Here is a 24,045-nt window from a genome sequence, read left to right on the forward strand (position 1 = left end):
AATCCAGCCAGACCGAGTAATTGGGCTGAAAGAACGCTTCCCGCGCCGCAGACGCGGGCTGCTCTCTGGCGTTGCAAGACAGTCACTTCATTTCATTCGATCGATTGACTTAGTCGATTGATTGGCGCATCATCGATGCATGATCAAGAATGGAAACCGCCCCACTGTGCTCCGAGCCGACCGCGGCGACGCGACGCGGGAGAAATTGCTCAACACGGCCATCGACGTCTTCGGACGCTATGGCTTCGATGGCGCGTCCACGCGAAAGCTCGCCGATGCAGCGGGCGTCAATCTCCAGGCGATTCCCTATTATTTCGGCGGCAAGGAAGGGCTCTATGTAGCCGCCGCCGAGCACCTTGCGTCGATGATCGGCGGCCATGTCGGCGACCTGCGGAGCATGATCGTCTCCCGCCTTGCCGAACTCGATGCAGAAGGCGCTGCGATGACGCCGATGGAAGCGCGGCATTTCCTGACCCAGATGGTCCAGAGGATGATCGCTCTCTTCGTCAGCAAGGAATCGGAAAGCTGGGCACGCTTCATCATTCGCGAGCAGATGGAGCCGACCGAAGCATTCAAACGCATCTACGGCAGCATCATGGGGCCGATGATCGACATGGCGAGCCGGCTGATCGGCGCGATCATCGAGGACGACCCGGCTTCGGAGCACATTCGTCTGAGAACTCTCTCCTTCGTCGGAAGCGTTCTGGTGTTCCGAATGGCGCATGCAGCCGTCTATGCCCAGCTCGAATGGGAATCTGCCGGACCGAAGGAGATCGAGACATTGCACCGCCATGCCGCCGAACTCGTGGCGGTGCTCGGTGCCGAGAGGGACCGCCGGTCATGAGGAAGGTCGCCATACTCGTTGCAATCGTCGCCGCAGCTCTCGCCGGTGCCTGGTGGTTCGACCTGCCGGCGCGCCTCGGCTTTGCGGGTGAGCCGCGGCAGGCGGTGCTCTACGGCAATGTTGACATTCGGCAGGTGTTGCTTGGCTTTCGGGTGAGCGGGCGGATCGCTGAGTTGCGCGTCGACGAGGGCGATAGCGTGAAGGCAGGCGACGTGATCGCGAGGCTCGACGCCGAGCCGTTCCGCCAGGCGCTCGGTGCCGCCGAAGCGGACGCCGAGGCTGCCCGGGCGACGCTGGCAAAGCTAAAGGCCGGGGCCCGCGCAGCCGAAATCGCCCAGGCGAGCGCCACGCATGAAGAACGCCTTGCGGAGCTTGAGAATGCGAAGCTCGCCTATGAACGCGCAAAGCAGCTGCGTCCGAACGGCACGATCTCGCAGGCGGAGCTCGACCAGGCAAACGCCAGCCGTGCAGCGGCAGATGCACGCGCAAGGTCGGCCCGCGAGGCTTTGGTGCTTCTCGAAGAGGGAAACCGCGCAGAGGACATAGCGGCAGCGGCGGCCCAGGCGAATGCCGCGACGGCAAAAGCCGAGAGCGCCCGCATCTCGCTCGATGACACCCAACTTGCCGCCCCGAGCGACGGCGTCATCATATCCCGCGTGCGTGAAACCGGTGCGATCGTCTCGCCCGCCGATATCGTCTACGTGCTTTCGCTGACGGAACCGGTCTGGGTCCGCGCCTATGTCGCGGAGCCCGACCTCGGCCGTGTACATCCGGGAATGAAGGTGACGATCACCTCCGACACCGCGCCCGATCGCAACTATGAGGGAACCGTCGGCTTCATATCCCCCGTCGCCGAGTTCACGCCTAAATCGGTTGAGACACCCGAGCTCAGAACCGATCTCGTCTACAGGCTGCGCATCGTGATCGCCGATCCGGGCAAGGATCTTCGCCAGGGCATGCCGGTCACCGTGCACCTGCCGGAAGCGAAGGAGGCTTCCTGATGCCCGCCCCCGCAACGGAGCCCGGCACGACCCCGTTCGTTCGGCTGAACGCCGTCACCAAGCGGTTCGGTACCGCGCCCCCGGCGCTAGACGCGGTTGCGGGTGAAATCTTCGGCGGATGGGTAACCGGTCTCGTCGGTCCGGATGGCGCAGGCAAAACGACGCTGATCCGGCTGATGACCGGCCTGATGCTGCCGGATGCAGGCACCGTAGAAGTGCTCGGCTACGATACCCGGAGGAATCCCGCCAGTGTCCAGGCGGCAATCGGCTATATGCCGCAGCGCTTCGGCCTCTATGAAGACCTGTCGGTCCAGGAGAACCTCGACCTCTACGCCGATCTGCGCGGCCTGCCGAAGACCGAGCGCAGCCGGACCTTCGGCGAGTTGCTCGACTTCACCGATCTTGCCCGCTTCACCACGCGGCTTGCCGGCAAGCTCTCCGGCGGAATGAAACAGAAGCTCGGCCTCGCCTGCGCGCTCCTGCGCAAGCCGCGGCTCCTGCTTCTCGACGAGCCCGGCGTCGGCGTCGATCCGATTTCGCGGCGCGACCTCTGGAAGATGGTCGGAAATCTGAGGGCGGAGGGCATCGCCGTCGTCTGGTCGACCGCCTATCTCGAAGAGGCGGAAGCCTGCGACCATGTTTTCCTGCTCAATCAGGGGAGGCTCATGTTTTCCGGCCCGCCGGCGGAAATGACCGGCCGCGTCGAGGACCGCGTCTTTCGCCTCTCCGGCATCCGCGGCCGCCGCCGCGAAGCGCTTGCGCGCCTCCTCGATGGGGAAGGCGTGGTCGACGGCGTGATCCAGGGCGAAGCCATACGTCTCGTCATGAAGCAGGGTCTTTCACCGCCGCTCGGCGACACGGCCGACGTCGCTCACGCAGCGGTCACCCCGCCCCGCTTCGAGGACGCTTTCGTCGATATGCTCGGCGGAGGTCCCGGCGGCCGGTCGAGGCTTGCGGAAACACAGCGCGAGTTCGCCGAAGACGCCGGCAGACCCGTGATCGAAGCGCGGGGTCTGACGAAACGCTTCGGCGACTTTACCGCCGCCGACAACATCACCTTCGATATTCCACGCGGCGAGATTTTCGGCCTCCTCGGCCCCAACGGCGCCGGCAAGTCGACGACGTTCAAAATGCTTTGCGGCCTCCTGAAGCCGACCGCCGGCGAAGGCCGCGTCGCCGGCTTCGACCTCAGGCGCAACGCCCCCGAGGCGCGCAATCGGCTGGGTTACATGGCGCAGAAATTCTCTCTCTACGGTGATTTGAGCGTCATCCAGAACTTCAATTTTTTTGCCGGCGTCTACGGGCTGTCCGGCGCGAGAAAACGCGAACGCATCGCTCTGATGAGCGAAATCTTCGACTTCCGCACGATCCTCGAGATGTCGGCCAAGGACCTGCCGCTCGGTCTCAAGCAGCGTCTGGCGCTTGCCTGTGCGGTGCTCCATGAACCGGAAGTGCTTTTCCTCGACGAACCGACCTCCGGCGTCGATCCAATCACCCGGCGCGAGTTCTGGACCCATATCAACGGCCTCGTCGAAAAGGGCGTGACCGTTCTCGTCACCACGCATTTCATGGATGAGGCGGAATATTGCGACCGCATTTCACTCATCTATCGCGGCCGCTCGATCGCACTCGGCTCGCCGGACGACATGAAGGCCCGTGTCGCAAGCAAGGACCTCCCCGACCCGACCATGGAGGACGCGTTCATCGCGCTCGTTCAAGGCTCCGAGGCGAAGGAGGCTGCATGAACGCCGAGAGGAAAATGGCGAAAGCGTACGAACCCGCGGGCCGGGCCCGGCGTTTTGCCGCCCTGGTGCGCAAGGAAACCTATCAGGTCGTACGCGATCCGAGCAGTATCCTGATCGCCTTCGTCCTGCCATTGGTCCTCCTCTTCCTCTTCGGTTATGGCGTGTCGCTCGATACGACGCGCACGCGCGTCGCCCTCGTGGTCGAGGAGGCGACCCCGCTCACGCGCGATCTCGCTGCCAGCTTCGAGGCATCGCGCTACTTTTCCGTCGTCACCGGACGCGACCGCAGGGAGTTTGAGGACGACCTCGTTCTCGGACGGGTACGCGGCATCCTCGTGATCCCCGCCGGCTTTGCCGCCGACCACGCGGCGGGGCGCCATCCGTCGGTCCAGGTGATCGTCGACGGCTCCGATCCGAACACCGCCAATTTCGTGCAGAACTATGCACAGGGTGCTGTTGCCAATTGGGAGCGCCAGCGCTTGAGCGAGGGCCGGAGCCCGCCCCCGGCGATCTCCGCCGAACAGCGCTTCTGGTTCAACCCGCAACTGACAAGCCGTAACTTCCTGGTTCCGGGTTCGATCGCGATCGTGATGACGCTGGTCGGCACGCTGCTCACCTCGCTCGTCGTCGCCCGCGAATGGGAGCGCGGCACGATGGAGGCGATGATGGCGACGCCAGTCTCCGCCGCCGAGCTGCTCGCCGGCAAGCTGCTGCCCTACTTCGTCCTCGGCCTTACGTCGATGACGCTTTGCGTGCTTGTGGCGGTCTTTCTTTTCGATGTCCCCTTCCGGGGATCGGTGGCGGCGCTCTACGCCCTTTCGGCGACCTTCCTGATGCCGGCGCTCGGACAAGGGCTGCTGATCTCGGCCGCGACGAAAAACCAGTTTCTCGCCTCGCAGCTCGCGCTGATCTCGGCCTTCCTGCCGGCCTTCCTGCTGTCCGGCTTCCTCTTCGAGATCAATTCTATGCCCACCGTCATCCAATGGGTCACCTATGCCGTCCCGGCGCGCTACCTCATTCCCAGTCTGCAGACCGTGTTTCTCGCCGGCGATATCTGGCCGATGTTCGCACGCGCCATCGCGGTGATGTTCGTGATCGGCTGCATGTTCTTCGCGCTGGCGGCGCGAAGCACCAGAAAGAGGATCGGCTGACATGTGGTGGACGCGGCTGAAAGCCCTGATCGTCAAGGAGCTGCTCGCGGTCCTGCGCGATCCGAAGGGCCGCACCGTTTTGATCGGCCCGCCGATCATCCAGCTCCTGGTCTTCTCCTATGCGGCGACGCTCGAGGTGACTGACGTCGATCTCATGGTGCTCAACCGTGACAACGGCCAATGGAGCCAGGAACTCGTGCAGCAGATCGGCGGCTCTCCGACCTTTCGCTCGATAGAGCTCGCGAGCAGCCCTCACGAGGTCCGCCTCGCGATCGATACCCAGCGAGTCCTGGCCGTACTGGAGATCGGCCCCACCTTCTCCCGCGATATCGAGGCGGGCAGACCGGCGGAGGTGCAGGTGATCCTCGACGGCCGGCGTTCCAACGCGTCGCAGATCGTCTCCGGCTATCTCGGCCGCATCGTCGGCGCCGTCGCGGCCGACACGCCGGCGGGCAGGCGTGCGGCCTCCGAGACGATCCGGGTCCAGGTCCGCAACTGGTTTAATCCGAACCTCACCTACCAATGGTTCATGGTGCCGAACCTGGTCGCGAGCATCGCTCTCCTGATCGGGCTTATCGTCACGGCGCTGTCGGTCGCGCGCGAGCGGGAGCTCGGCACTTTCGACCAGCTCATCGTGTCACCGTTGCGCACCCACGAGATCCTGCTCGGCAAGCTCATCCCGCCGATGATGATCGGCCTCTTCCACATCACCATCTATATCCTTGCCGCGGTCTTCATCTTCGGCGTGCCGCTGCGCGGCTCGCTGTTCCTGCTCTATGGGAGTGCCATCTTCTATCTCGCCGCCGTCGTCGGCCTCGGTCTCTTCATCTCGGCGCTGTCCATGACGCAGCAGCAGGCGATCCTCGGGGCCTTCCTCTTCATGGTCCCGGCCATGCTGCTTTCCGGATTCGCGACGCCGATCGAAAACATGCCCGCCTGGTTGCAGCCAGTGACGCTGATCAATCCGCTGCGCTATTTCCTGGTGATCGTGAAAGGTGTGTTTCTAAAGGACATTCCCCTTGCCGAAGTCGTCCACCAGACGCTGCCGCTTTGCCTGATCGCGATCGTCACCCTCTCCTCGGCCGCGTGGCTGTTCCGCAGGCGGCTCGAATGAAGACTATACAAGCCGGATAGGACCGGGGTAGCGGCTGACGACTTCATCGGACGTGACGAGCGTAAGTCCTTCGACGAGAGACTGCGCGATGAGAATGCGGTCGAATGGGTCCTTGTGTATCAGGGGGAGTTGATCAAGTGCCACCGCATGGGTGCCGTCGATCCGCAGTTCCCGGTAACCATTGTCCAGCAAACCTCGGCGCAGGAGCCGTGGATCGGCATCGAAGTCCATCCGCCCCAAGCCACGCTTGATCGCGATCTCCCACACGCTGGCCGCACTGAAGTAAAGCGTATTCTCGGAGCTTTCGATAAGAGCGCGGGCCTCTTTCGACAAGCGGCCGGGTACACCGGCCGCCCAGAGGAGAATGTGCGTATCAAAAAGAATATTCATGCGCCGAAAAGATCTGCAACCTCGTCACGGCCCATCTGATCGAAGTCGTCCGGTACCGTAAACTGACCCGCCATGAAGCCGATCCGCTGCACTTTCGAATCGGAAGGCTGATCGATCGGGATCACCTTCACCATCGGCTTTCCCGCTTTTGCAATGATAAAGGGCTGCCCCTGCGCCGCCTTCTCGATCAGTCGCGACAAGTGGGTTTTCGCTTCGTGAATGTTGACGGTTTCCATCGGAGTCCTCGTAATCGAACTTAGTTCACTAAACTTAGTTCACTCCACATGTCTTTGCAAGATACCGCGCTACCGCACTTATGATCTCAGCCTTTGACGAACGCTTCGATGGCGGCGATCTCGTTCTGGCGGATGTCGTGGCCGCCGGAATGCCACTCGAATTCCACCTTCGCCTTCTGCTTCGTGAAGTAGTCCCCGAGCGCCCGTGTCAGCGGGGCCGGGCAGATCGGGTCGCGTTCTCCGGCCGTAATCAGGATCTTGCGGCCGGCGAGCGCGGGATTGTCCTCCGGACGGAACGGGATCAGCGGATGCATGAGCACGGCCTTGTCGAAGAGGCCCTCTTCGATCAGTACGTTCGCGAGAATGTTGGCGCCGTTGGAATAGCCGAGACCGACAATCTCCGAGGCGTCGTGTTCGCCAGCGAGCGCCTTCACGAAACCCGCCATCTTCTCCGTCGCACGCGCGAGGTCCGCCATGTCGTAAACGCCCTCGCCCGTTCGCCGGAAGAAGCGGGCAGCCCCGTGTTCCGATACGTCGCCCCGCGGCGACACGACGGTGGCCTCCGGCAGGAGCTGCGCCCCGAAGCCGAAAAACTGGTTCTCGTCGCCGCCTGTCCCGTGAAGTACGAAAAGGATCGGACCGCCGGGCCTGCCGGATTTCAATGTGTGCACATAGCCATGATCGACCATCGATTTCTCCTTTGTGCGCGTGTGGTTGCGAACACTTCTTCTATCTAAAGAAGTGCGCTCCTTCCTGCGCCAGCGGAAGGAGCGCACAGGGTGCTGGCCGCTAGGCGTCCAGCTTCTGCAAATGGCTTTCGAGAACCGGGCGCAGATGCTTGTGCTGCTGCGGCAGCTTCAGCGCCTCTCCCAGATGCGCGATGTCCTCGTCCCGGTCGAAACCGGGCTCGTTCGTGGCGATCTCGAAGAGAACGCCGCCGGGCGTGCGGAAATAGATCGCCCAGAAATAGTCCCGGTCGATCACCGGCGTCACGTGGTAGCCGGTGTCCATCAGCGCCTTGCGCACCTCCAACTGCTTCTCGCGGTTGTCGACGGCGAACGCGACGTGGTGAACCGAGCCGGCACCCTGTGCGGCGCGGCTGATGTTTGGCAGCGTCTCCAGATCGACGAGGCTCGCGCCGTTGCCGCCGGGCACGATCAGCCTGGTTACGCCGTCCTTGCGGTCGAGTTCCTCGTAACCCATGAACTTCAGCAGTTCCGCAGTCGCGCCTTCGTCGCGTAGCCGCATGGCGACCGAGTGGAAGCCGCGAATGGCGTGATCCGAGGAGATGCCGCCTTCGGTCCAGGGCGTACGCGGGTCATCCTCGACCTCGACGAGAGCGAAGCCGTCGCCGTCCGGACCGGCAAAGTTCAGGCGCTTTTCGCCAAAGCTTTCCGTTTGGTTGAGACCGGTCGCACCGAGTGTCGCCAGGCGCTCCTGCCATAAGCCGAGCGAGCCCCGCGGGATTGAGAAGACGGTCGTCCCGACCTCTCCGGTGCCCGCGCGGCCGCGCGGCATCTGCGGAAAGGGAAAATAGGTCATCACCGTGCCGGGGGTGCCGGTCTCGTCGCCATAGTAGAGATGGTAGACGTCCGGCGAGTCGAAGTTCACCGTCTTCTTGACGCGGCGCAGGCCGAGCGTATCGGTGAAGAACCGGTTGTTCGTGCGGGCGTCGTTCGCCATCGACGTTACGTGATGCAGGCCTTTGATCTGGTCAAGCATGATCCGCTTCCTTTCTGCCCGCGCTTTGCGGGGTGCGTTGATGTCGGTTAGATGCTCTCTGGACGCCGAGAGCGAAAGACCGTTGCGAAAGAACGGATTGTCAATGGGGTGTTGACACGACAGAATGACCGTTAACAATTACGACCACAGACCGGAGAGGACTGCCTGCATGGCAGCTTGCCACGCGTCAGAGCGCCATTTAGCATCGCGGCGGCCGGCAACGTTCGATCCTGCGGCCAACACCGCGAGCGGGAGGAGGAGCCCGGCCATCCCGTGAAATACCGTCTCGTTCTTGCCCTCCTTCTCCTGCCGGCAGCCGCAGGATTGATCGCCGTCCAGGGAACCGCCGTCGCCACGCGCAGCTATATGCAGGAGGCTTCCTCGCAGGCGAACACGGCTCTGCGGCTGGCGGTTGCGGCCCTTAGCGGTCACCTGAACCGCTATCAGGCCCTGCCCGCGCTGATCGCCGACCATGATGACGTCAAGGAACTGGTCACGCGTCCGCGCGACCGGCGGCTGCGCGGGGCCGTCAATTCGTATCTCAAGGAGATCAACGGACTCCTCAAGTCTTCCGACATCTACGTCATCACACCGGACGGCAACACGATCGCCGCCAGCAATTACGATGGACCGACGAGCTTTGTCGGCGAGAATTTCAGTTACCGCCCCTATTTTCAGGACGCACTCAAGGGGAACCAGTCCCGCTTCTATGCTCTCGGCACGACATCGCTGAAGCGCGGTTACTATTTCGGTGCGCCGGTCCGCGTCGGAGGGGACATCCGCGGCGTGATCGTGTTCAAGGTGGATATCGAAACCATCGAAGCCTCCTGGCAGGGTGGCGAATACCGGATCTTCGTCTCCGACCCCGAAGGCATCATCTTCATGAGCGGCAATCCTGCATGGCTCTATGCCGGGATCCTGCCGCTGACGCCTGACCGGCTTGCCCGGACGGAGGGCTCGCGGCGCTATGCGGACGCCACGCTCCGCCCCCTGCCGGTCGTACAAAGCGAGCTTTCCGGACATCGATTGCTAAAGGTGTCCGAGGGCAGCGAGCGGGAATATCTGGCCCTCTCGCATTATATGCCGGAGGCGGATTGGACCGTGAACGTTCTTACGGACACCGCATCCGTGCGGACCCAGGCCCTGACCACGGTTGCAGCCGTCATGCTGCTCCTTTGCCTTGCCGGCCTGGCGATCGCGATCATCATCCAACGGCGCGCAAGGCTCAGGGAACGCATTCTGATGCAGGAGCAGGCGCAGGAGGAACTCGAGCGCCGCGTCGAGGAGCGCACGGCGGATCTTGCACGCGTCAATTCGCAGATCGAAGCGGAGATCGCCGAGCGGCGGCTCACCGAGCAGCAGTTGCGCCAGACCCAGGCCGATCTCATCCAGGCGGGCAAGCTCGCCGGCCTCGGACAGATGTCCGCTGCCCTGTCTCACGAATTCAACCAGCCGCTCGCCGCCGCCAAGACCTATGCCGACAGCGCCGCGCTGCTCATCGAGCGTGGCCGCACGGCCGAGGCGAGCGATAATGTCCGGCGGATTTCGGGCTTAATCGACCGTATGGCCTCGATCAGCCGTCACCTGCGCAATTTTGCGCGAAAACCCAATGAAAAGCTCGGCCCGGTCCGTCTCGACGAGGTGATGCGCGACACGCTGGAGATCGTGGCAGTCCGGTTGAAAGCGGCAGACGCCGAAATGGATACCGATCTCGGCGATGAGCTGGCGGTCCTCGCCGGTTCGGTCCGCTTGCAGCAGGTGCTCGTCAACGTGATCTCGAACGCCGCCGACGCCGTCGAGGGACTTGACGATCGCAAGCTTTCGGTGCGCGCCTGGCGCGAAGGCGGCAGGGTCGTGCTGACGGTGCGCGATCGGGGCGCGGGCGTTGCTCCGGCAGTTGCCGAACGCATCTTCGATCCGTTCTACACGACCAAGGGCGTGGGAAGAGGTCTAGGACTCGGCCTGTCCATTTCCTACAACATCATCAAGGATTTCGGAGGAAGCCTCACCGTGTCGAACCATCCGGAGGGTGGCGCGGTCTTTCGTATCGAGCTTGCGGTTGCCGGAGAAGCCGGGCGGGAGGCAGCCGAATGAGCGAAACCCGCATCCTGCTCGTCGACGATGAAGAGGAACTGCGTCGCTCCAGCGCTCAGGCGCTGGAACTCGCCGGCTTCCGGGTGGATACGTTTGCCAGCGCCGAGCATGCGCTCGAACGCATCGCCTTCAGCTTCCACGGCGTCGTCATCAGCGATATCCGCATGCCCGGAATGGACGGAATGACCTTTCTGCAGCGCATCCGCGAGATCGATGCCGAACTGCCGGTGATCCTGGTGACCGGACACGGCGATGTGCAGCTGGCGGTCCGGGCGATGCGCGAGGGCGCCTATGATTTCGTCGAAAAGCCCTTCACCGCCCAGATGCTTGCCGGCACCATTCGCCGCGCGCTCGATTGGCGTGGTCTCGTGCTCGAGAACCGCCGCCTGCGGGCGGTTGCGGGCAAACGCGACGACATAGAACAGCGGCTGCCCGGGCGAAGCCAGGCAATGGTCGACCTGCGCTACCGCATCAGGGCGATCGGCGCCTCCGACGCCGATACGCTGATCATCGGCGAAACGGGAGTTGGAAAAGAAGTCGTCGCCCGCGCGCTCCACGATTTGAGCAGCCGCGCGAGCGGCCCGTTCATCGCCATCAATTGCGCCGCTCTTCCCGAAAACCTGATCGAAAGCGAGCTCTTCGGGCACGAACCGGGCGCATTCCCCGGGGCGCTCAGGCCGCGCTACGGCAAATTCGAGCATGGCCGCGGCGGCACCATCCTGCTCGACGAGATCGGCTCCATGCCTTTCGATCTCCAGGCGAAATTCCTTCGCGTGCTGCAGGAGCGGGTCATAACGCGCCTCGGCTCGAACGAGACCGTACCGCTCGATGTTCGTTTCATCGCCACCAGCAAGGTCGATCTGGAACGCGAGGTAGCAAGCGGCCGCTTTCGTGCCGACCTGCTTTACCGGTTGAACGTCGCAACCTTGAGAGTGCCGACGCTTTCGCAGCGCCGTTCCGATATCTCCCTGCTCTTCATGCAGCTCGTCCGCGAATCCGCCGCTCGCTACGGCCGGGACGACATCGTCGTCTCGCCCGCGCTCGCTTCGGAAATGGCCGCACGCGAGTGGCCCGGCAACGTTCGCGAGTTGCGCAATGCCGCGGAGCGTCTGGTCCTCGGGCTCGAAGCCGAACGCGAAGAGGTGCTTGCATCGGCGAACGGCCGGCGCCTGGCCGACAAGGTGGCCGCCTTCGAAAAGAGCGTCATCGCCAGCGCTCTCGCGGCCCATGGCGGCGCTTTGAAGCCCGTCTACGAGTCGCTCGGCATTTCACGCAAGACGCTTTACGAGAAGATGCAGAAGTTCGGGCTCGACAAGAAGGCGTTATCGGAGGAGCGGTAGTGCTCCCCCGCACGCGGGGTGAGGGGACGTGCCCTGAAAAAGTGCGGTCATGTTGACGAATTCGGGCCGTATAGCCCCTTCTCCCCGCCTGCGGGGAGAAGGGACGCGGCAGCGGGATGAGGGGCAATCCGGCACGAGATTGCCTGCCTCACACGTTGAAAGCGGCTCCGATCAGCGTCTTGGTATAGGGCTCCCTCGGCGCATCGAAGATCGCGTCCGTTTCCCCCTCTTCGACGATCCGGCCGTTCTTCATCACGATCACATAGTCGGACATCGCCTTCACCACTGATAGATCGTGGCTGATGAAGATGTAGGAGAGACCGTGCTTTTCCTGCAGACCGCGCAGGAGTTCGATCACCTGCCCCTGCACCGACCGGTCGAGGGCCGAAGTCGGTTCGTCGAGAATGACGACCTTCGGCTTCAGGATGATCGCGCGGGCGATTGCGATGCGCTGGCGCTGTCCGCCGGAGAATTCATGCGGATAGCGGTTGCGCGAGGCGGGGTCGAGACCGACTTCCTTCAGCGCTGCGATGGCCCTGTGGTCGCGGTCGGCACGGCTCAGGTCGGGCTCATGCACATGGAGGCCTTCGGTGATGATCTCGCCCACGGTCCGGCGTGGCGAGAGCGACCCGTAAGGGTCCTGAAAGACGAGCTGCAGCTGGCGGCGCAGCGGTCGCATCGCGCCGCGGTCGAAGCCGGAAATGTCGGTCGAGCCGAAACGGTAGTAGCCGCTGCTCGGCAGAAGCCTCAGCAGCGCCCGGCCGAGCGTCGACTTCCCGGAGCCGGATTCGCCGACGATCCCGATCGTCTGACCCTGCCTGAGCCTCAGATTGACGCCGTCGACTGCACGGAAAGCGGCCGAGGCCCCGCGGAAGAGGCCGCCAGGGATCGTATAGTCCACCGCGACATTGCGACCCTCCAGGATGATCGGGGCATTGTCGGAAGGCGGAGCCTTGCGCCCGCTCGGTTCGGCCTCCAGCAGCATCCTGGTATAGTCCGCCTTCGGCCGCTCGAAGATATCGGCCGTCACCCCCTGCTCCACGACCTCACCGCGGCGCATGACCGCGACCCGATCGGCGAAGTGCTTGACGATGCCGAGGTCGTGGGTGATCAGAACGATCGCCATGCCGAAGCGCCTTTGCAGCGATTTGAGCAGATCGAGGATCTGGGCCTGGATGGTCACGTCCAGGGCGGTCGTCGGCTCGTCGGCGATCAGGATGTCCGGCTCGTTGGCAAGCGCCATGGCGATCATGACGCGCTGGCGCTGGCCGCCGGAAAGCTCGTGCGGATAGCTGTCGATGCGCCGCCCCGGTTCGGGAATGCCGACGAGCTCCAGGAGCTCGAGGACGCGTCTGCGCGCCTCGTTGAAGCTGCCGCCCCGGTGATGGACGATCGGCTCGGCGATCTGGCGGCCGATCGTATAAAGCGGGTCGAGCGAAGTCATCGGTTCCTGGAAGATCATGGTGATCTTCGAGCCGCGCACCTTGTTCAGTGCCTTCGGTGCAAGGCCCACGAGTTCCTGGCCGCGATAGCGCGCCGAACCCGTCACCGTCCCGTTCTTGGCGAGCAGACCCATGATGCCCATCATTGTCTGGCTCTTGCCCGAACCGGATTCGCCGACAACTGCGAGCGTCTCGCCGGAACGGACGTCGAGATCGATGCCCTTGACCGCTTCGACGGTGCCGTCGGGGGTGGAAAAGTCGACCTTCAGGCCGCGCACAGCGAGAATGGAGTCCTTCATCTCTGTCATGTCAGCGGTCCTTCGGGTCGAGCGCATCGCGCAGGCCGTCGCCGACGAAATTCAGCGAGAACAGCGTCACGACGAAGAAGATGGCGGGGAAGATCAAGAGCCACGGCGCCGACTGTATGTTGTTCGCACCTTCCGAGATCAGGGCACCCCAGCTCGTAAGCGGCGCCTGCACGCCCAGCCCGAGGAACGACAGGAAACTCTCGAGCAGGATGACCTTCGGCACGACGACGGTGACGAAGACGATGACCGGACCGATCGTATTCGGGATGATGTGCCGGCGGATGATCTGCCAGTCGGTCAGACCCAGCGCCTGCGCCGCTCCAACGAACTCACGCCGCTTGAGCGCCAGCGTCTGGCCGCGCACGATACGGGCCATATCCAGCCATTCGACAGCCCCGATCACCAGGAAGATCAGGATGAAGCTGCGGCCGAAGAAGACGACGAGCACCACGACGAGGAAAACGAAGGGCAGCGAATAGAGGATCTCGACCAGGCGCATCATGACGTTATCGACGCGCCCGCCGATATAGCCCGATGTCGCCCCGTATACGACGCCGATGCCGAGCGAAACGAGACTCGCCAGCAGACCGACGGCGATGGAGATCTGGCCGCCCAGCATCACCCGGACAAGCAGGTCACGGCCGTTGGAATCGGTGCCGAAGGGGAAATATTCCCGAGCCACCTCGCCCTCGACCTTCAGGGTACGGCCGTCGTTCTCCGTCGCGACCACCTCGGTGTTCTCGAACTCGTTCGCCCGGTCGAAATAGCGCGTGGCGCGAGGATCGATAGGCTCGTCCGAGGTCACGGTGGCGGTGAAGGTCTGGCCTTCGACGTTGAATTCCGTGAGCGTGACGCGTGCACGCGTCGCCACGCCTTCCATCACGTCCTGAAGTGTCGAGGTGTCCGGACGCGGCTCGAGGCTGGGGCCGATCGTGACATAGGACGGAAAGACCTGATCGTAGCTGTGAGGCGAAAAAAGCGGCCCGACGAAGGAAAAGAGCGCGATGAGCACAAGCATGACGCAACCGGCCATGGCCGGGCGGTTGCGGCGGAAGCGCAGCGTTGCAAGCTGAAAGAGGCTTCGGCCTTTGGTTTCGGGCATCGATGCCGGGATCTGAGCGATATCAGTCATGGCGAACCCTCGGATCGAGCAGGCCGTAGAGAATATCGACCAGAAGATTGAAGAGGATGACGAAGATGGCGATGAGGATCACGGTGCCCATTACCAGCGTATAGTCGCGGTTGATCGCTCCGAGCACGAAGTAGCGCCCGACGCCCGGTATAGTGAAGATCGTTTCCACCACGGCCGAGCCCGTAAGGAGAGCGGCGGCGCAAGGAGCAAGATAGGAGACGACCGGCAGCATGGCACCGCGCATGGCGTGCGTCACGACCACGGCGCGGGACGGCAGGCCATAGGCTTTCGCGGTGCGGATATGATCCGTATTGAGGGCCTCGATCATCGAGCCGCGCGTGAGCCTGGCGAAGACCGCAAGCTGGGGAAGCGCGAGCGCGATCATCGGCAGGATGAGAAAGCGGAGAGAACCGTCGCCCCAGCCGCCGGCGGGCAGCCACGCGAGCACGATCGCAAAGATCAGCGTCAGCACGGGACCGACGACGAAGTTCGGCACGGTGACCCCGATCGTGGAAACCGACATGACCGCGAAGTCCAGGAAGCTGTTCTGCCGCAAGGCGGCGATCGTTCCCGTTATGACGCCGCCGACGACCGCGAGCAACAGCGCGTAAAAGCCGAGCTCCATTGAATAGGGCAGTCCCTTGCCGATTAGCTGCGCGACATTGTTGTCGTGGTAAATGTAGCTCGGACCGAAGTCGCCCGTGACGGCATTGCCGAGATAGGTGGCGTATTGGCGCCAGAGCGGCTGATCGAGGTGATAGGTCCTCATCAGGTTCTCCATCGTGGAGGGCGGGAGAGGACGCTCGAGGTTGAAGGGCCCACCGGGGGCAAAACGCATCAGAAAGAAGGATATGGTGACGACGATGAACAGCGTCGGCACCGCACTCGCCAGCCGGCGAAGGATGAAGGAGATCATTGACTTTGCTCCGGAGGCGACGCGCGGGTGCCCGCGCGTCGCCTCAGTTCGTTATTCGGCGATGCTCAGGAACTTGCTCAGATGCGCGTTCGGCGCATTGTCCTGCCAGCCCTTGACCCGTTCCGCGACGAGCCAGAGGTCCGCCTGGGTCAGCAACGGCGCGATCGGCTGCTCCTTCATCAGCAGAGTTTCAGCCTCGTGCATGATCTTCGATCGTGCCGCCGGATCCTGTTCCTCATAGGACTTCTTCATCAGCGCATCGAATTCGGCGTTTTCGAAATGGCCGTAATTGAAGGTCTTGTTGGTGCTGAGGCTCAGTGCCAGGAAGTTCTCTGCATCGGCGTAATCGGCGACCCAGCCGGCACGCGCGACGTTGAACTTGCCGCCCTCCTGCAGGTAGGCATAGTGCGACGACACGTCGAGATTCACCAGCGAGACCTTGGCGCCGAAGGTGTTCTTCCACATGTCGGCGACCGCCGTCGCGACACGCTCATGATTGGGATTGGTGTTGTAGCGGATTTCGATGTTGAGCGGCTTGCCGCCCTCGCCGTAACCGGCTTCCTTCATCAACTCGATCGCCTTGTCCTCGCGGTCGAGTTGCGACATGTCGGCAAAGTCGGCCTTGGCGGGATCGCCGTAGCTCTCGATGCCCGGCGGGACCATCGAATAGGACGGCAGCTGCGAACCGCTGTAGATTTCCTTGGCAAGGAAGTCGCGGTCGACCGCCATCGAAAGTGCCCGGCGGACGCGGACATCGCTATAGGGCTCCTGGCGGGTGTCGAAAGCGTAGTAATAGGTGGCAAGCGTCGGGGAAACGTGCACCTGCTCTCCATAGGACGTGCGCAGGCGCTCGATCTGGTCGGCGGAGAAGTTGTAGGCGAGATCCATTTCCTTTGCTTCGAAACGCCGGACAGAGGCCGCCTGATCGTCGATCGGATAGAAGATCACCTTGTCGAGCTTGACATTGGCGGCATCCCAATAATTGGTGTTCTTCTCCACCGTCAGACTGTCGTTCGGCACATGCGCCGTCAGCTTGAATGCGCCATTCGAAACCATCACACCCGGTTTAACGAAGTCCGCGCCGTTCTTTTCGACGCTCGCCTTGCTGACCGGAAGCGCCGTCTGGTGTGCGAGCAGTTCCAGGAAGAAGGGCGTCGGCCGTTCGAGGGTAACCTCCAGGGTCTTTTCGTCGACGGCCTTTACGCCGAGCTGGTCGACCGGCACTTCGCCCTTGTTGACCTTTTCGGCGTTCTTGATCGGGAAGAGGATGTTGGCGTATTCGGCCGCGGTCTTCGGATCCTCCACGCGGCGGAAGGAGAAGGCGAAATCCTCTGCCGTCACCGGCGATCCGTCCGACCACTTGGCATCGGCACGCAGTTTGAACGTGTAGACGGTACCGTCGTCCGAAAGCTCCCAGGTTTCGGCGGCGCCCGGAACGATCTTGCCCGCGGCATCGTAGATCGTCAGGCCTTCATAGAGGTCCTTGAGGATGAACTCCTCGATGTTGATGGAGGTGTGGGCCTGGTCGAGCGTCTGCGGTTCGCCGGCATTGCCGCGGTGAAGTACCGCCTCGGCGAGCGCGGGGCTTGCCCCGATGAGCAGCGAGCCTATGAGCGCAGCGGCCCTGAGATTGAGTTTCAGTGAAGCCATTTTTCTTCTCCTTCCCCTCGTTTTGGGTTCATTGATCGCAGGAGAGAAGTGCAAATTTTCAGCGAACGCAAGCGATCTGCCCGGAAAATTGCAGCCTTCTCTTTAAAACGCGAACGCCGATAATCGCTTAGGTTGTATAGGCGTTTGCGACGAATTTCCTCCCTTTCACGACGCAGGTCTGCCGGCCGGCCCCGGCGCGCGGAGATCCACCTGTAACGTTGTAGATCGCTTCGGCATGTTGCGCTTCGTTACGGAAGAATGCTCCGAAAGAGCAGTCATGCAACCTTCATGAATTGTAGCGGCACTTTACGTAATATGCATAAAAAATTGCCCCAATCGCTGCAATCTTTTTGCACATCGGCTCACCCTCATGCGGACGGCGAACGCCGCCACGTTCCGGACCGAACCTGCCGCCGGTCGCGAAAACCCGCGGCTGCTCTGCGGGCACAACTGAGATTGGCAACACCACCAGAGGGCGAAAGTAGCGATTTCTGGCAGGGGGATTTCTCATCCACAGCAATTTGGTCTGACGCACGTCCATCAAGCGACCCGCACGACCGCCGGCCCGGTTGCCAAACGCCCCGCATGAATTATTGTGCGCTTGAACTGGCGCCTCGAGTGGCGCGGAGCATCAGGGAGTTAAGAATGGCATTGATCACATTGCGGCAACTGCTCGACCACGCGGCAGAGAACAATTACGCACTGCCGGCCTTCAATGTGAACAATCTCGAATATATCCAGGCCGTCATGAGGGCCGCGGATGCGACCGACTCTCCTGTCATCCTGCAGGCAAGCCGCGGCGCCCGGGCCTATGCCGGCGATGCGTTTCTGCGCCATCTGATCCTCGGCGCTGCGGAAGAATATCCGCATATCCCCGTCTGCCTCCACCTCGACCATGGCGACCAGCCGTCGACCTGTATCTCGGCGATTACCAACGGCTTCACCTCCGTGATGATGGACGGCTCGCTGGAGAAGGACGGCAAGACCGTCGCGAGCTACGAATATAATGTCGCCGTCACCGCGGAAGTCGTGAAGATCGCCCATGCTGCCGGCGTTTCCGTCGAAGGGGAACTCGGCTGCCTCGGCAATCTGGAAACGGGTGCCGGCGACAAGGAGGACGGCCATGGATTTGAAGGCAAGCTCTCACGCGAGGAATTGCTGACCGACCCCGAGCAGGCCCTCGACTTCGTCTCGAAGACCGGCGTCGACGCTCTTGCGGTCGCCATCGGCACCAGCCACGGCGCCTACAAGTTCACCCGCGAACCCGACGGCGAGATCCTCTCGATCGAGACGATCGCCAAGATCAACAAGCGTCTGCCGAACACCCACCTCGTCATGCACGGTTCCTCGAGCGTCCCCGCCGATCTCCAGGAACTCTTCAACGCCTATGGCGGCAAGATGAAGAAGACCTGGGGCGTTCCGGTGTCCGAGATTCAGAAGGCCATTCCGCTCGGTGTGCGCAAGGTCAATATCGACACGGACCTCCGCCTCGCCTTTACCGGCGAGATCCGCAAGCACCATATCGAACATCCGGATAATTTCGATCCGCGCAACTATCTGAAGCCGGCAATTGCCCACATGACCGAGGTCTGCAAGGAGCGCTTCGAGGCCTTCCACGCCGCCGGCCAGGCATCGAAGATCCGGGTGCTGCGGTTGCCGGAGATGGCCAAGCGCTACGCCGCCGCATAATTTTCAGATCAGAGCCCCCTCCGCCTGCCGGCCCCTTCTCCCCGTCCAAACGGGGAGGTCGCGGCAGCGGGTAGGGGCCGCGCCTCAGCGCCCGCAACCAGGGTCGATGGACAAGCAGCCGGGGTCCTCGCGCGCCCTGCATCCGGCAGTCTGCGCCCGTGCCGCAAACCTCTACCCTCCGCCCCCCGTGCCGGTCTCATGCTCGTAGAGCTGGTCCATGCTGAGCGACGCGACGTCCGCCAGCGCGGCCTGGCCCTTGACGCGCCCGGAGCCGAGGACCACGACGTCGTCGCAGAACGAGATCGTGCTCCGGTGATGGCTGATCACGATCGTCGTGCGCCTGCCGGCCCTCGATCTCAACGTCTCGACGATCGCCGCCTCCGACAGGCCGTCGACCGCATTCGTCGCCTCGTCGAGGATCAGGATCGCCGGATCGCGCACCAGCGCCCTGGCAAGCGCGATGCGCTGGCGTTGGCCTGCCGAGAGGCTTGCACCCCTGTAGCCGACGAGCGTCTCATAGCCCTGCGGCAGCTGCTCGATGAAGCCGTGCGCTTCGGCAAGCTTCGCGGCGCGTTCCGCTTCTGCAGGTGTGGCGCTTTGACCGTAGGTGATGTTCTCCAGGACGGTGCCGTCCACCAGTTCGAGGTCCTGGCTGGCGACCGCGATCTGGCGGCGCCACTGAACGGGATCGATCTCGTCGAGCGGCACGCCATCGACGAGGATGCGTCCTTCATCCGGCTCGACGAAACGGCAGAGGAGATTGACGATCGTCGTCTTTCCGGCGCCGGAACGGCCGATGATCGCGGTGGAACGGCCGCTGCGGATTTCGAAGCTTGCGGAATGCAGCACCAGGGGACGCACCTCGGAACCGGGATACCGGAAGGTCACCCGGTCGAATTTCATGCCCTCGTGCAGGCCGTCGACCGGGGCATTGCCCTGAGGAGGCTTCGGCTTGTCGGAGGAGTCGAGAAGCCATCGCACCTCTTCGAGCGATCCGCTCCAGCCCTGAATCTGGCTCCAGGACATCTGCAGGGCGCGCATATGCGGCTGCAGTCGATATAGCAGCACGACGAAGGCGACGATCACCGGAAAGCTGACGCCGACGGACCAGGCGCTTACCACAACGGCCAGAAACAACGCCGAGTGGAGCACCTCGGTCAGCGGCGGCAGCGCCCCCTGTCGTGACTGGAGGGCAAAGCCGGCACGGCGAACGGCGTCGGACGCGGAATCGAATGCATCCTTCTCGCGCCTTTCCTGGCCGAACGCGCGGATCAGCCTTCCGGCATGAACGAGATGCAGCATTCTGGCGGCAAGCTCGCTGTTGAAGGAGGTCACATGGCGGCTTGGGCCCTTGAGCGTCGCGGAGAGCGCTGCATGAGCAAGCTGGACAAGGACGAGGCCGAGCGCCACGAAAAGCGTCATCTGCCAGGACATGAGCAAGAGAAAGGCGAGCAGAATGACGGCCGCCGAGCCGTGCACGATAGACGAAAGGACCGTCTGGATCGCGTCGGACGCGCGCCACGACTCGTTGGAGATGATGTTGAGCAGCCGGCCGGGACTTTGCTGCATGAAGAACGGATATCCAATCCGCAGGAGCTGATCCGAAAGCGCGCTGCGGATGGCGTGGCTGGCCTTGCCGTAGATGAAGGTCGTGAGCAACGTGTTGGCGAAGGCGAGGATATTCTTGAGCACGATCAGCGCGAGCACGGCTGCCGCAATGACCAGCAGGCGTTCGCCGTCTCCCAAGCCCTCTCCTACCGCCTGAAAGTAAGCGGATATGCCGCTCAAGCCGTTGGCCTGTCCATCTCCTGCGATGATGCCCAGCATCGGAATGATGAGGCCGATGCCGGCGCCTTCGAGCGCGGCGCTGGCGAGGCCGAGAATGACGACGGCCGGCAGCAGGCGCATTTGCCGCCCCAGCGCGCCGCGCAGGACCTCCAGTCCCGGCAATAGGAATCTACGCATTTGCGGTCCTCACCTGAGCTTCGGTGCTGCTTGTTCGGGCTGGCGCCGTTCGGTCGGCTGCGCCGCGTTTGCCATAGCGATCCGCGCGAAGCGCGCGGCGCCGACAATGTTCATCGAAACGATCGGCCAATGCGACAGTTGCAGCTTCGGGTCGAAGCGGGCGCCTCCGAAAACTTCGCCGCATGCGGACCTGACGGTCCAGCCGAAATGCTTGAGGAGCCAGGGCGCGCCGAGCAGGTGCTTCAGACAGAGCCCGCCATTGCCGAGGCTGTAATTACGATGCAGTTCTTCGATCGCCGCACGAAGGCGGCGGCCGTGATGATGATGGACTACCATGTCCGGCACGTATTCGACCGGAATGCCGAGCCGAAATGCCCGGACCAGGTAATCCGTATCTTCCGCGGCCTTCAGCGGCGCGCCTGCGCCGAAGCGCTCGTCGAAAGGACCGATGCGTGCCGCGACGTCGCGATGCATGGTCATGTTGCAGCCGAGCACGAAGCCGCCGGGGTGGACGTCGCGGGTCAGACGTGCCGCGACTTTCGACCGCTTGATGGTGAACGGCAGGTCGGCAGGATCGCCGAGTTCCACGCGTCCTCCGCGGATGACCCGCGCATCGCCACTGGCGTAGTGCCGTTGGAGGTCGGCGAGATAGTTCCTGTCCACCTCGCAGTCGTCGTCGATGAAGACGAGAATCCGGCCCCGCGCGCGCGCCATCCCTGTATTGCGTGCCGCGGCGAGACCCGGGCGAGGCTCGGTGGCGAGCGTGATCGGCATTGTCGAGGCTGCTGCCATGCGTGCGAGTTCTTCCGGGGTGCCGTCCGTGGAGCCGTTGTCGACGACGACGAGTTCGCTCCTGTTCGCCGCATGGGCATGGCATGCGGCCTCGATCGATCGGATCGAGGCGCCAAGCGCCCGGACGCGGTTGCGCGTGCAGACGATGAAGCTGACGAACGGCTCCGACGCTTCGAGCAATGAAGCGGCCACCGAGTGCCGAGCAGCCTGTGCTCTTGGATGTTTCTGCGCTTTTGCAGGCTGTTCGACGGCCATGTCAGGTCCAGCCATGTCCGGAAAGCACGCTCGCGGCGGGCACCGACTGCAGGTGGCGCGCGAGCCGATCCACCCGCTTGCTCGCGGCGAGCGAAATCCGGCTGCACCAGGGTGCGCGAGCGGCCGCAAGCAGCCCGTATCGCTCGCGGCGGCGGATGAGGCCCCATTTCCCGGTCCGCGTCAGGAACTCATGGGTCAGTCGCGGCTGCTCCTCGTCGGCAATGAGCTGGTAGAGGAAGTAGAAGAAGCAAAGGGCGCCGTCCTCATAGGCACGCCGAACCTCGCCCGGCTGGGCCGAAATCTCGCCCTCTAGCGCCAGGACCCAGTAGGCAAGACGTGCCACCGTCTCGCTCGTCACCGCGGCGCCGATTGCTTCGAGGGCTGCGGATTCTCCGAGAAGGGCATCCCGCGCGAGGTTCTCGGCGACGATGGTCAAATGGGTCCGGCGCATCTGCCGCTTGTGCTTGCTGGTCACGCTATCCTCATGGATGCGATAGGCGACCAGTGCCTCGTCGATCATGTGGACTGGGAAACGATCCGCGATCCGCCTGAAGAGATCGAAATCTTCCGCATGCACATAGTTCGGGTCGTAGCGGAGCATCTCTTCCGGGATGACGTTACGATTATAGACAACGGTCGAATGCATGAAGATGGTGAAGAACATCGACAGGATTCGCAGGCTTCCCGGGCGGTATATGGGATTGGGCTTGCCGCGGATGATCCGATTGCCGATCAGCATGTCGATGCCCGTGCCGGAAAGGGCGAGCCGGGGCTCTGCGGAAAACAATGCGACCTGACGCGACAGGCGCGACGGATAGGCGATGTCGTCGGCATCCATTCGCGCGACAAGCTCGCCCTTTACAAGCGCGAGGCCTTCATTCAGTGTCGCTATGAGGCCGCGGTTCTCGCGGGAAATGATGGAAACGCGAGAATCGCTCTTGCGATAGCGTTCGAGAATGTCCCGCGACCGATCCGTCGACCCGTCGTCGATCGCGATTACCTCCAGACGCTCGTAGTCCTGGCGCAACACGCTCTCGATAGCTGCGGCGATGTACGGCTCCGCATTGTAGACAGGCAGGACGATGGAGACGAGGGGCGTCGGCATGGTTCGGCTCGTGAGCTTATCGAAGGTTCTGGGGCTGCAGGGCTTCGTCACGACCGGCGCCAGGGATAGCGACTGCCGCCCCGGCTCCGCCGTCGGAACGAATATAGGGAAAGTGCCGCTTCAGCCCGTTGAGCGGCTTTTCGAAGAACAGCCAGGAAACCGAGGCGAGCATCAGGGTCAGTGAACTTGCAACGACGAACCGCCCTGCCCCCTGATCCGAGACATTGACCGGGATGAAAGGCTGCGCTTGAACGACCAGGGCCAGCACGACCGCGTGGAAAAGATAGACGCCATAGCTGATCCGGCCGAGCGCCGCCAAAGGCGAAAGCGCGACGAGCCGACCGGCAAGCCCGCCGATCCCCTTCGAACAGCCGCCGACCAGCATGGCGAGCGGCAGGAGCGGGAGGACCTCCAGGCCAATCCAGGCGAACCACGCGACGACCGGTGTCATGGCGACCGGCTTCGACCACACGAGGACGAGCGAAGCGAGCGAAAGCGGCATCCAGCTCAGTTTTGCCCATGCCGGCCAACCGACTCGCCAGGATGGGCGGGCGGCGAGCAGCGCGCCCACGGCCAGCGCATCCATCGACGCCGGCGGCAAAAGGTCCCGCGCGAGTGATGGAGTACCGGTGAGCGGCCAGTAAAAGCGGTAGGCGAGCGAGCAAACGATTACGCCGATGCAAACCCCGGCAACCGACCGGCGCGGCACGAGCAGCACGATCAGTGGCCATACGAGGTAGAACTGCTCCTCGATGCTCAGGCTCCACGTATGACAGAGAACCCACGGCGACCATTCGTTCTGCAGCGCGTACCAGAAATTGGACAGATAGAGGGCGTGCCACGCCATGACCTCCTTCGATCGTTCCAGATCAAGAAAAAAAACGGCGGCGAGGACGGCGAAGTAAGGGGGGAAGATGCGAAGTGCGCGGCGCGCGTAGAAGGATTTGAGTGCCGTCGCCGGCTCGAAACGGGCAGCGTCGCGCGCATCGAGCAGCAGGCGGGTTATCAGGAAGCCGCTCAATACGAAAAACAGCCGAACGCCGAGATGGCCCCAATGGGATCCATCGGCTGCGAAGAAATGCGCGTAGAGCACCATTGTGACAGCTACGGCTCTCAGGCCGTCCAGCTGCTGGTCGCGCACCATCTGCATCAAC

20 protein-coding genes are annotated in these 24,045 nt (G+C 63.1%); 8 read left to right on the top strand and 12 right to left on the bottom strand.

Annotation, left to right across the window (positions count from 1 at the left end; all coding sequences use genetic code 11):
• Nucleotides 1–139 precede the first annotated feature (139 nt).
• Genes AC6CIG_RS00635 through AC6CIG_RS00655 form a run of 5 tightly spaced genes read left to right on the top strand, consistent with a single transcriptional unit; the run spans nucleotide 140 to nucleotide 5,855 of the window.
• A complete protein-coding gene (locus AC6CIG_RS00635; protein ID WP_102764317.1) occupies nucleotides 140–844 on the top strand; it encodes a CerR family C-terminal domain-containing protein in 705 nt (234 codons plus the stop codon).
• Nucleotides 841–1,845 (top strand): secretion protein HlyD, encoded by a 1,005-nt coding sequence (hlyD, locus tag AC6CIG_RS00640; RefSeq protein WP_018098439.1) that lies wholly within the window; start codon nucleotides 841–843, stop codon nucleotides 1,843–1,845. The genes AC6CIG_RS00635 and hlyD overlap by 4 nt, the downstream gene beginning before the upstream one ends.
• Nucleotides 1,845–3,590 carry an ATP-binding cassette domain-containing protein gene (locus tag AC6CIG_RS00645; protein ID WP_498322009.1) on the top strand — a complete coding sequence of 582 codons (1,746 nt, stop codon included), beginning with the start codon at nucleotides 1,845–1,847 and terminating at the stop codon, nucleotides 3,588–3,590. The genes hlyD and AC6CIG_RS00645 overlap by 1 nt, the downstream gene beginning before the upstream one ends.
• Nucleotides 3,587–4,741, top strand: coding sequence for an ABC transporter permease (locus AC6CIG_RS00650; protein WP_498322011.1), 1,155 nt, complete (start codon nucleotides 3,587–3,589; stop codon nucleotides 4,739–4,741). Before AC6CIG_RS00645 ends, AC6CIG_RS00650 begins: the two co-directional genes overlap by 4 nt.
• A gap of 1 nt (nucleotide 4,742) precedes the next feature.
• The gene (locus AC6CIG_RS00655) at nucleotides 4,743–5,855 is read left to right on the top strand and encodes an ABC transporter permease (protein WP_498322012.1); all 1,113 of its coding nucleotides are present in this window, start codon (nucleotides 4,743–4,745) and stop codon (nucleotides 5,853–5,855) included.
• Nucleotides 5,856–5,858: 3 nt separating this feature from the next.
• On the opposite strand, the gene AC6CIG_RS00660 is transcribed toward AC6CIG_RS00655, so the two are convergent.
• The 4 genes from AC6CIG_RS00660 to AC6CIG_RS00675 all read right to left on the bottom strand — a co-directional run bounded on the left by AC6CIG_RS00660 (nucleotide 5,859) and on the right by AC6CIG_RS00675 (nucleotide 8,203).
• Nucleotides 5,859–6,245: a type II toxin-antitoxin system VapC family toxin gene (locus AC6CIG_RS00660; RefSeq protein WP_127709617.1), complete on the bottom strand. Its 387-nt coding sequence runs from the start codon at nucleotides 6,243–6,245 to the stop codon at nucleotides 5,859–5,861.
• On the bottom strand, nucleotides 6,242–6,481 hold the full coding sequence (locus AC6CIG_RS00665) for a type II toxin-antitoxin system Phd/YefM family antitoxin (protein ID WP_498322013.1): 240 nt from the start codon (nucleotides 6,479–6,481) through the stop codon (nucleotides 6,242–6,244). The genes AC6CIG_RS00660 and AC6CIG_RS00665 overlap by 4 nt, the downstream gene beginning before the upstream one ends.
• Nucleotides 6,482–6,567: 86 nt before the next feature.
• The gene (locus tag AC6CIG_RS00670) at nucleotides 6,568–7,170 is read right to left on the bottom strand and encodes an alpha/beta hydrolase (protein ID WP_018098433.1); all 603 of its coding nucleotides are present in this window, start codon (nucleotides 7,168–7,170) and stop codon (nucleotides 6,568–6,570) included.
• 100 nt (nucleotides 7,171–7,270) lie between these two features.
• A complete protein-coding gene (locus AC6CIG_RS00675) occupies nucleotides 7,271–8,203 on the bottom strand; it encodes a VOC family protein (protein WP_498322014.1) in 933 nt (310 codons plus the stop codon).
• 273 nt (nucleotides 8,204–8,476) lie between these two features.
• On the opposite strand from AC6CIG_RS00675, the gene AC6CIG_RS00680 reads away from it, so the two are divergent.
• Complete coding sequence (locus tag AC6CIG_RS00680) at nucleotides 8,477–10,297, top strand: sensor histidine kinase (RefSeq protein ID WP_498322016.1); 1,821 nt, start codon at nucleotides 8,477–8,479, stop codon at nucleotides 10,295–10,297.
• Nucleotides 10,294–11,637 (top strand): sigma-54-dependent transcriptional regulator, encoded by a 1,344-nt coding sequence (locus AC6CIG_RS00685; protein WP_379939372.1) that lies wholly within the window; start codon nucleotides 10,294–10,296, stop codon nucleotides 11,635–11,637. The genes AC6CIG_RS00680 and AC6CIG_RS00685 overlap by 4 nt, the downstream gene beginning before the upstream one ends.
• 148 nt (nucleotides 11,638–11,785) lie before the next feature.
• Here the strand turns inward: AC6CIG_RS00685 and AC6CIG_RS00690 are convergent, their stop codons facing one another.
• From AC6CIG_RS00690 to AC6CIG_RS00705, 4 genes are read right to left on the bottom strand one after another with little or no spacing between them, the layout of a single operon-like run.
• Entirely contained in the window at nucleotides 11,786–13,387 is a 1,602-nt protein-coding gene (locus AC6CIG_RS00690; RefSeq protein WP_498322018.1) for an ABC transporter ATP-binding protein, read from the bottom strand.
• Between the two features lies 1 nt (nucleotide 13,388).
• Entirely contained in the window at nucleotides 13,389–14,519 is a 1,131-nt protein-coding gene (locus tag AC6CIG_RS00695; protein ID WP_411922830.1) for an ABC transporter permease, read from the bottom strand.
• A complete protein-coding gene (oppB, locus tag AC6CIG_RS00700; RefSeq protein ID WP_003529067.1) occupies nucleotides 14,512–15,435 on the bottom strand; it encodes an oligopeptide ABC transporter permease OppB in 924 nt (307 codons plus the stop codon). The genes AC6CIG_RS00695 and oppB overlap by 8 nt, the downstream gene beginning before the upstream one ends.
• A 51-nt stretch (nucleotides 15,436–15,486) precedes the next feature.
• The gene (locus AC6CIG_RS00705) at nucleotides 15,487–17,085 is read right to left on the bottom strand and encodes a peptide ABC transporter substrate-binding protein (RefSeq protein WP_018098426.1); all 1,599 of its coding nucleotides are present in this window, start codon (nucleotides 17,083–17,085) and stop codon (nucleotides 15,487–15,489) included.
• A gap of 645 nt (nucleotides 17,086–17,730) precedes the next feature.
• On the opposite strand from AC6CIG_RS00705, the gene fba reads away from it, so the two are divergent.
• Nucleotides 17,731–18,774, top strand: coding sequence for a class II fructose-bisphosphate aldolase (gene fba / locus AC6CIG_RS00710; RefSeq protein ID WP_018098425.1), 1,044 nt, complete (start codon nucleotides 17,731–17,733; stop codon nucleotides 18,772–18,774).
• A gap of 171 nt (nucleotides 18,775–18,945) precedes the next feature.
• Here fba and AC6CIG_RS00715 read toward each other — a convergent pair whose 3' ends face one another.
• Genes AC6CIG_RS00715 through AC6CIG_RS00730 form a run of 4 tightly spaced genes read right to left on the bottom strand, consistent with a single transcriptional unit; the run spans nucleotide 18,946 to nucleotide 24,041 of the window.
• A complete protein-coding gene (locus tag AC6CIG_RS00715; RefSeq protein WP_498322020.1) occupies nucleotides 18,946–20,739 on the bottom strand; it encodes an ABC transporter ATP-binding protein in 1,794 nt (597 codons plus the stop codon).
• A 9-nt stretch (nucleotides 20,740–20,748) separates the two neighbouring features.
• A complete protein-coding gene (locus AC6CIG_RS00720; RefSeq protein ID WP_026168969.1) occupies nucleotides 20,749–21,786 on the bottom strand; it encodes a glycosyltransferase family 2 protein in 1,038 nt (345 codons plus the stop codon).
• A gap of 1 nt (nucleotide 21,787) precedes the next feature.
• The gene (locus AC6CIG_RS00725) at nucleotides 21,788–22,891 is read right to left on the bottom strand and encodes a glycosyltransferase family 2 protein (RefSeq protein ID WP_102762543.1); all 1,104 of its coding nucleotides are present in this window, start codon (nucleotides 22,889–22,891) and stop codon (nucleotides 21,788–21,790) included.
• 16 nt (nucleotides 22,892–22,907) lie between these two features.
• Entirely contained in the window at nucleotides 22,908–24,041 is a 1,134-nt protein-coding gene (locus AC6CIG_RS00730) for an acyltransferase family protein (protein ID WP_102762542.1), read from the bottom strand.
• Nucleotides 24,042–24,045: the final 4 nt, after the last annotated feature.

The sequence above is a fragment of the Sinorhizobium sp. GQ132 genome, assembly GCF_059758575.1.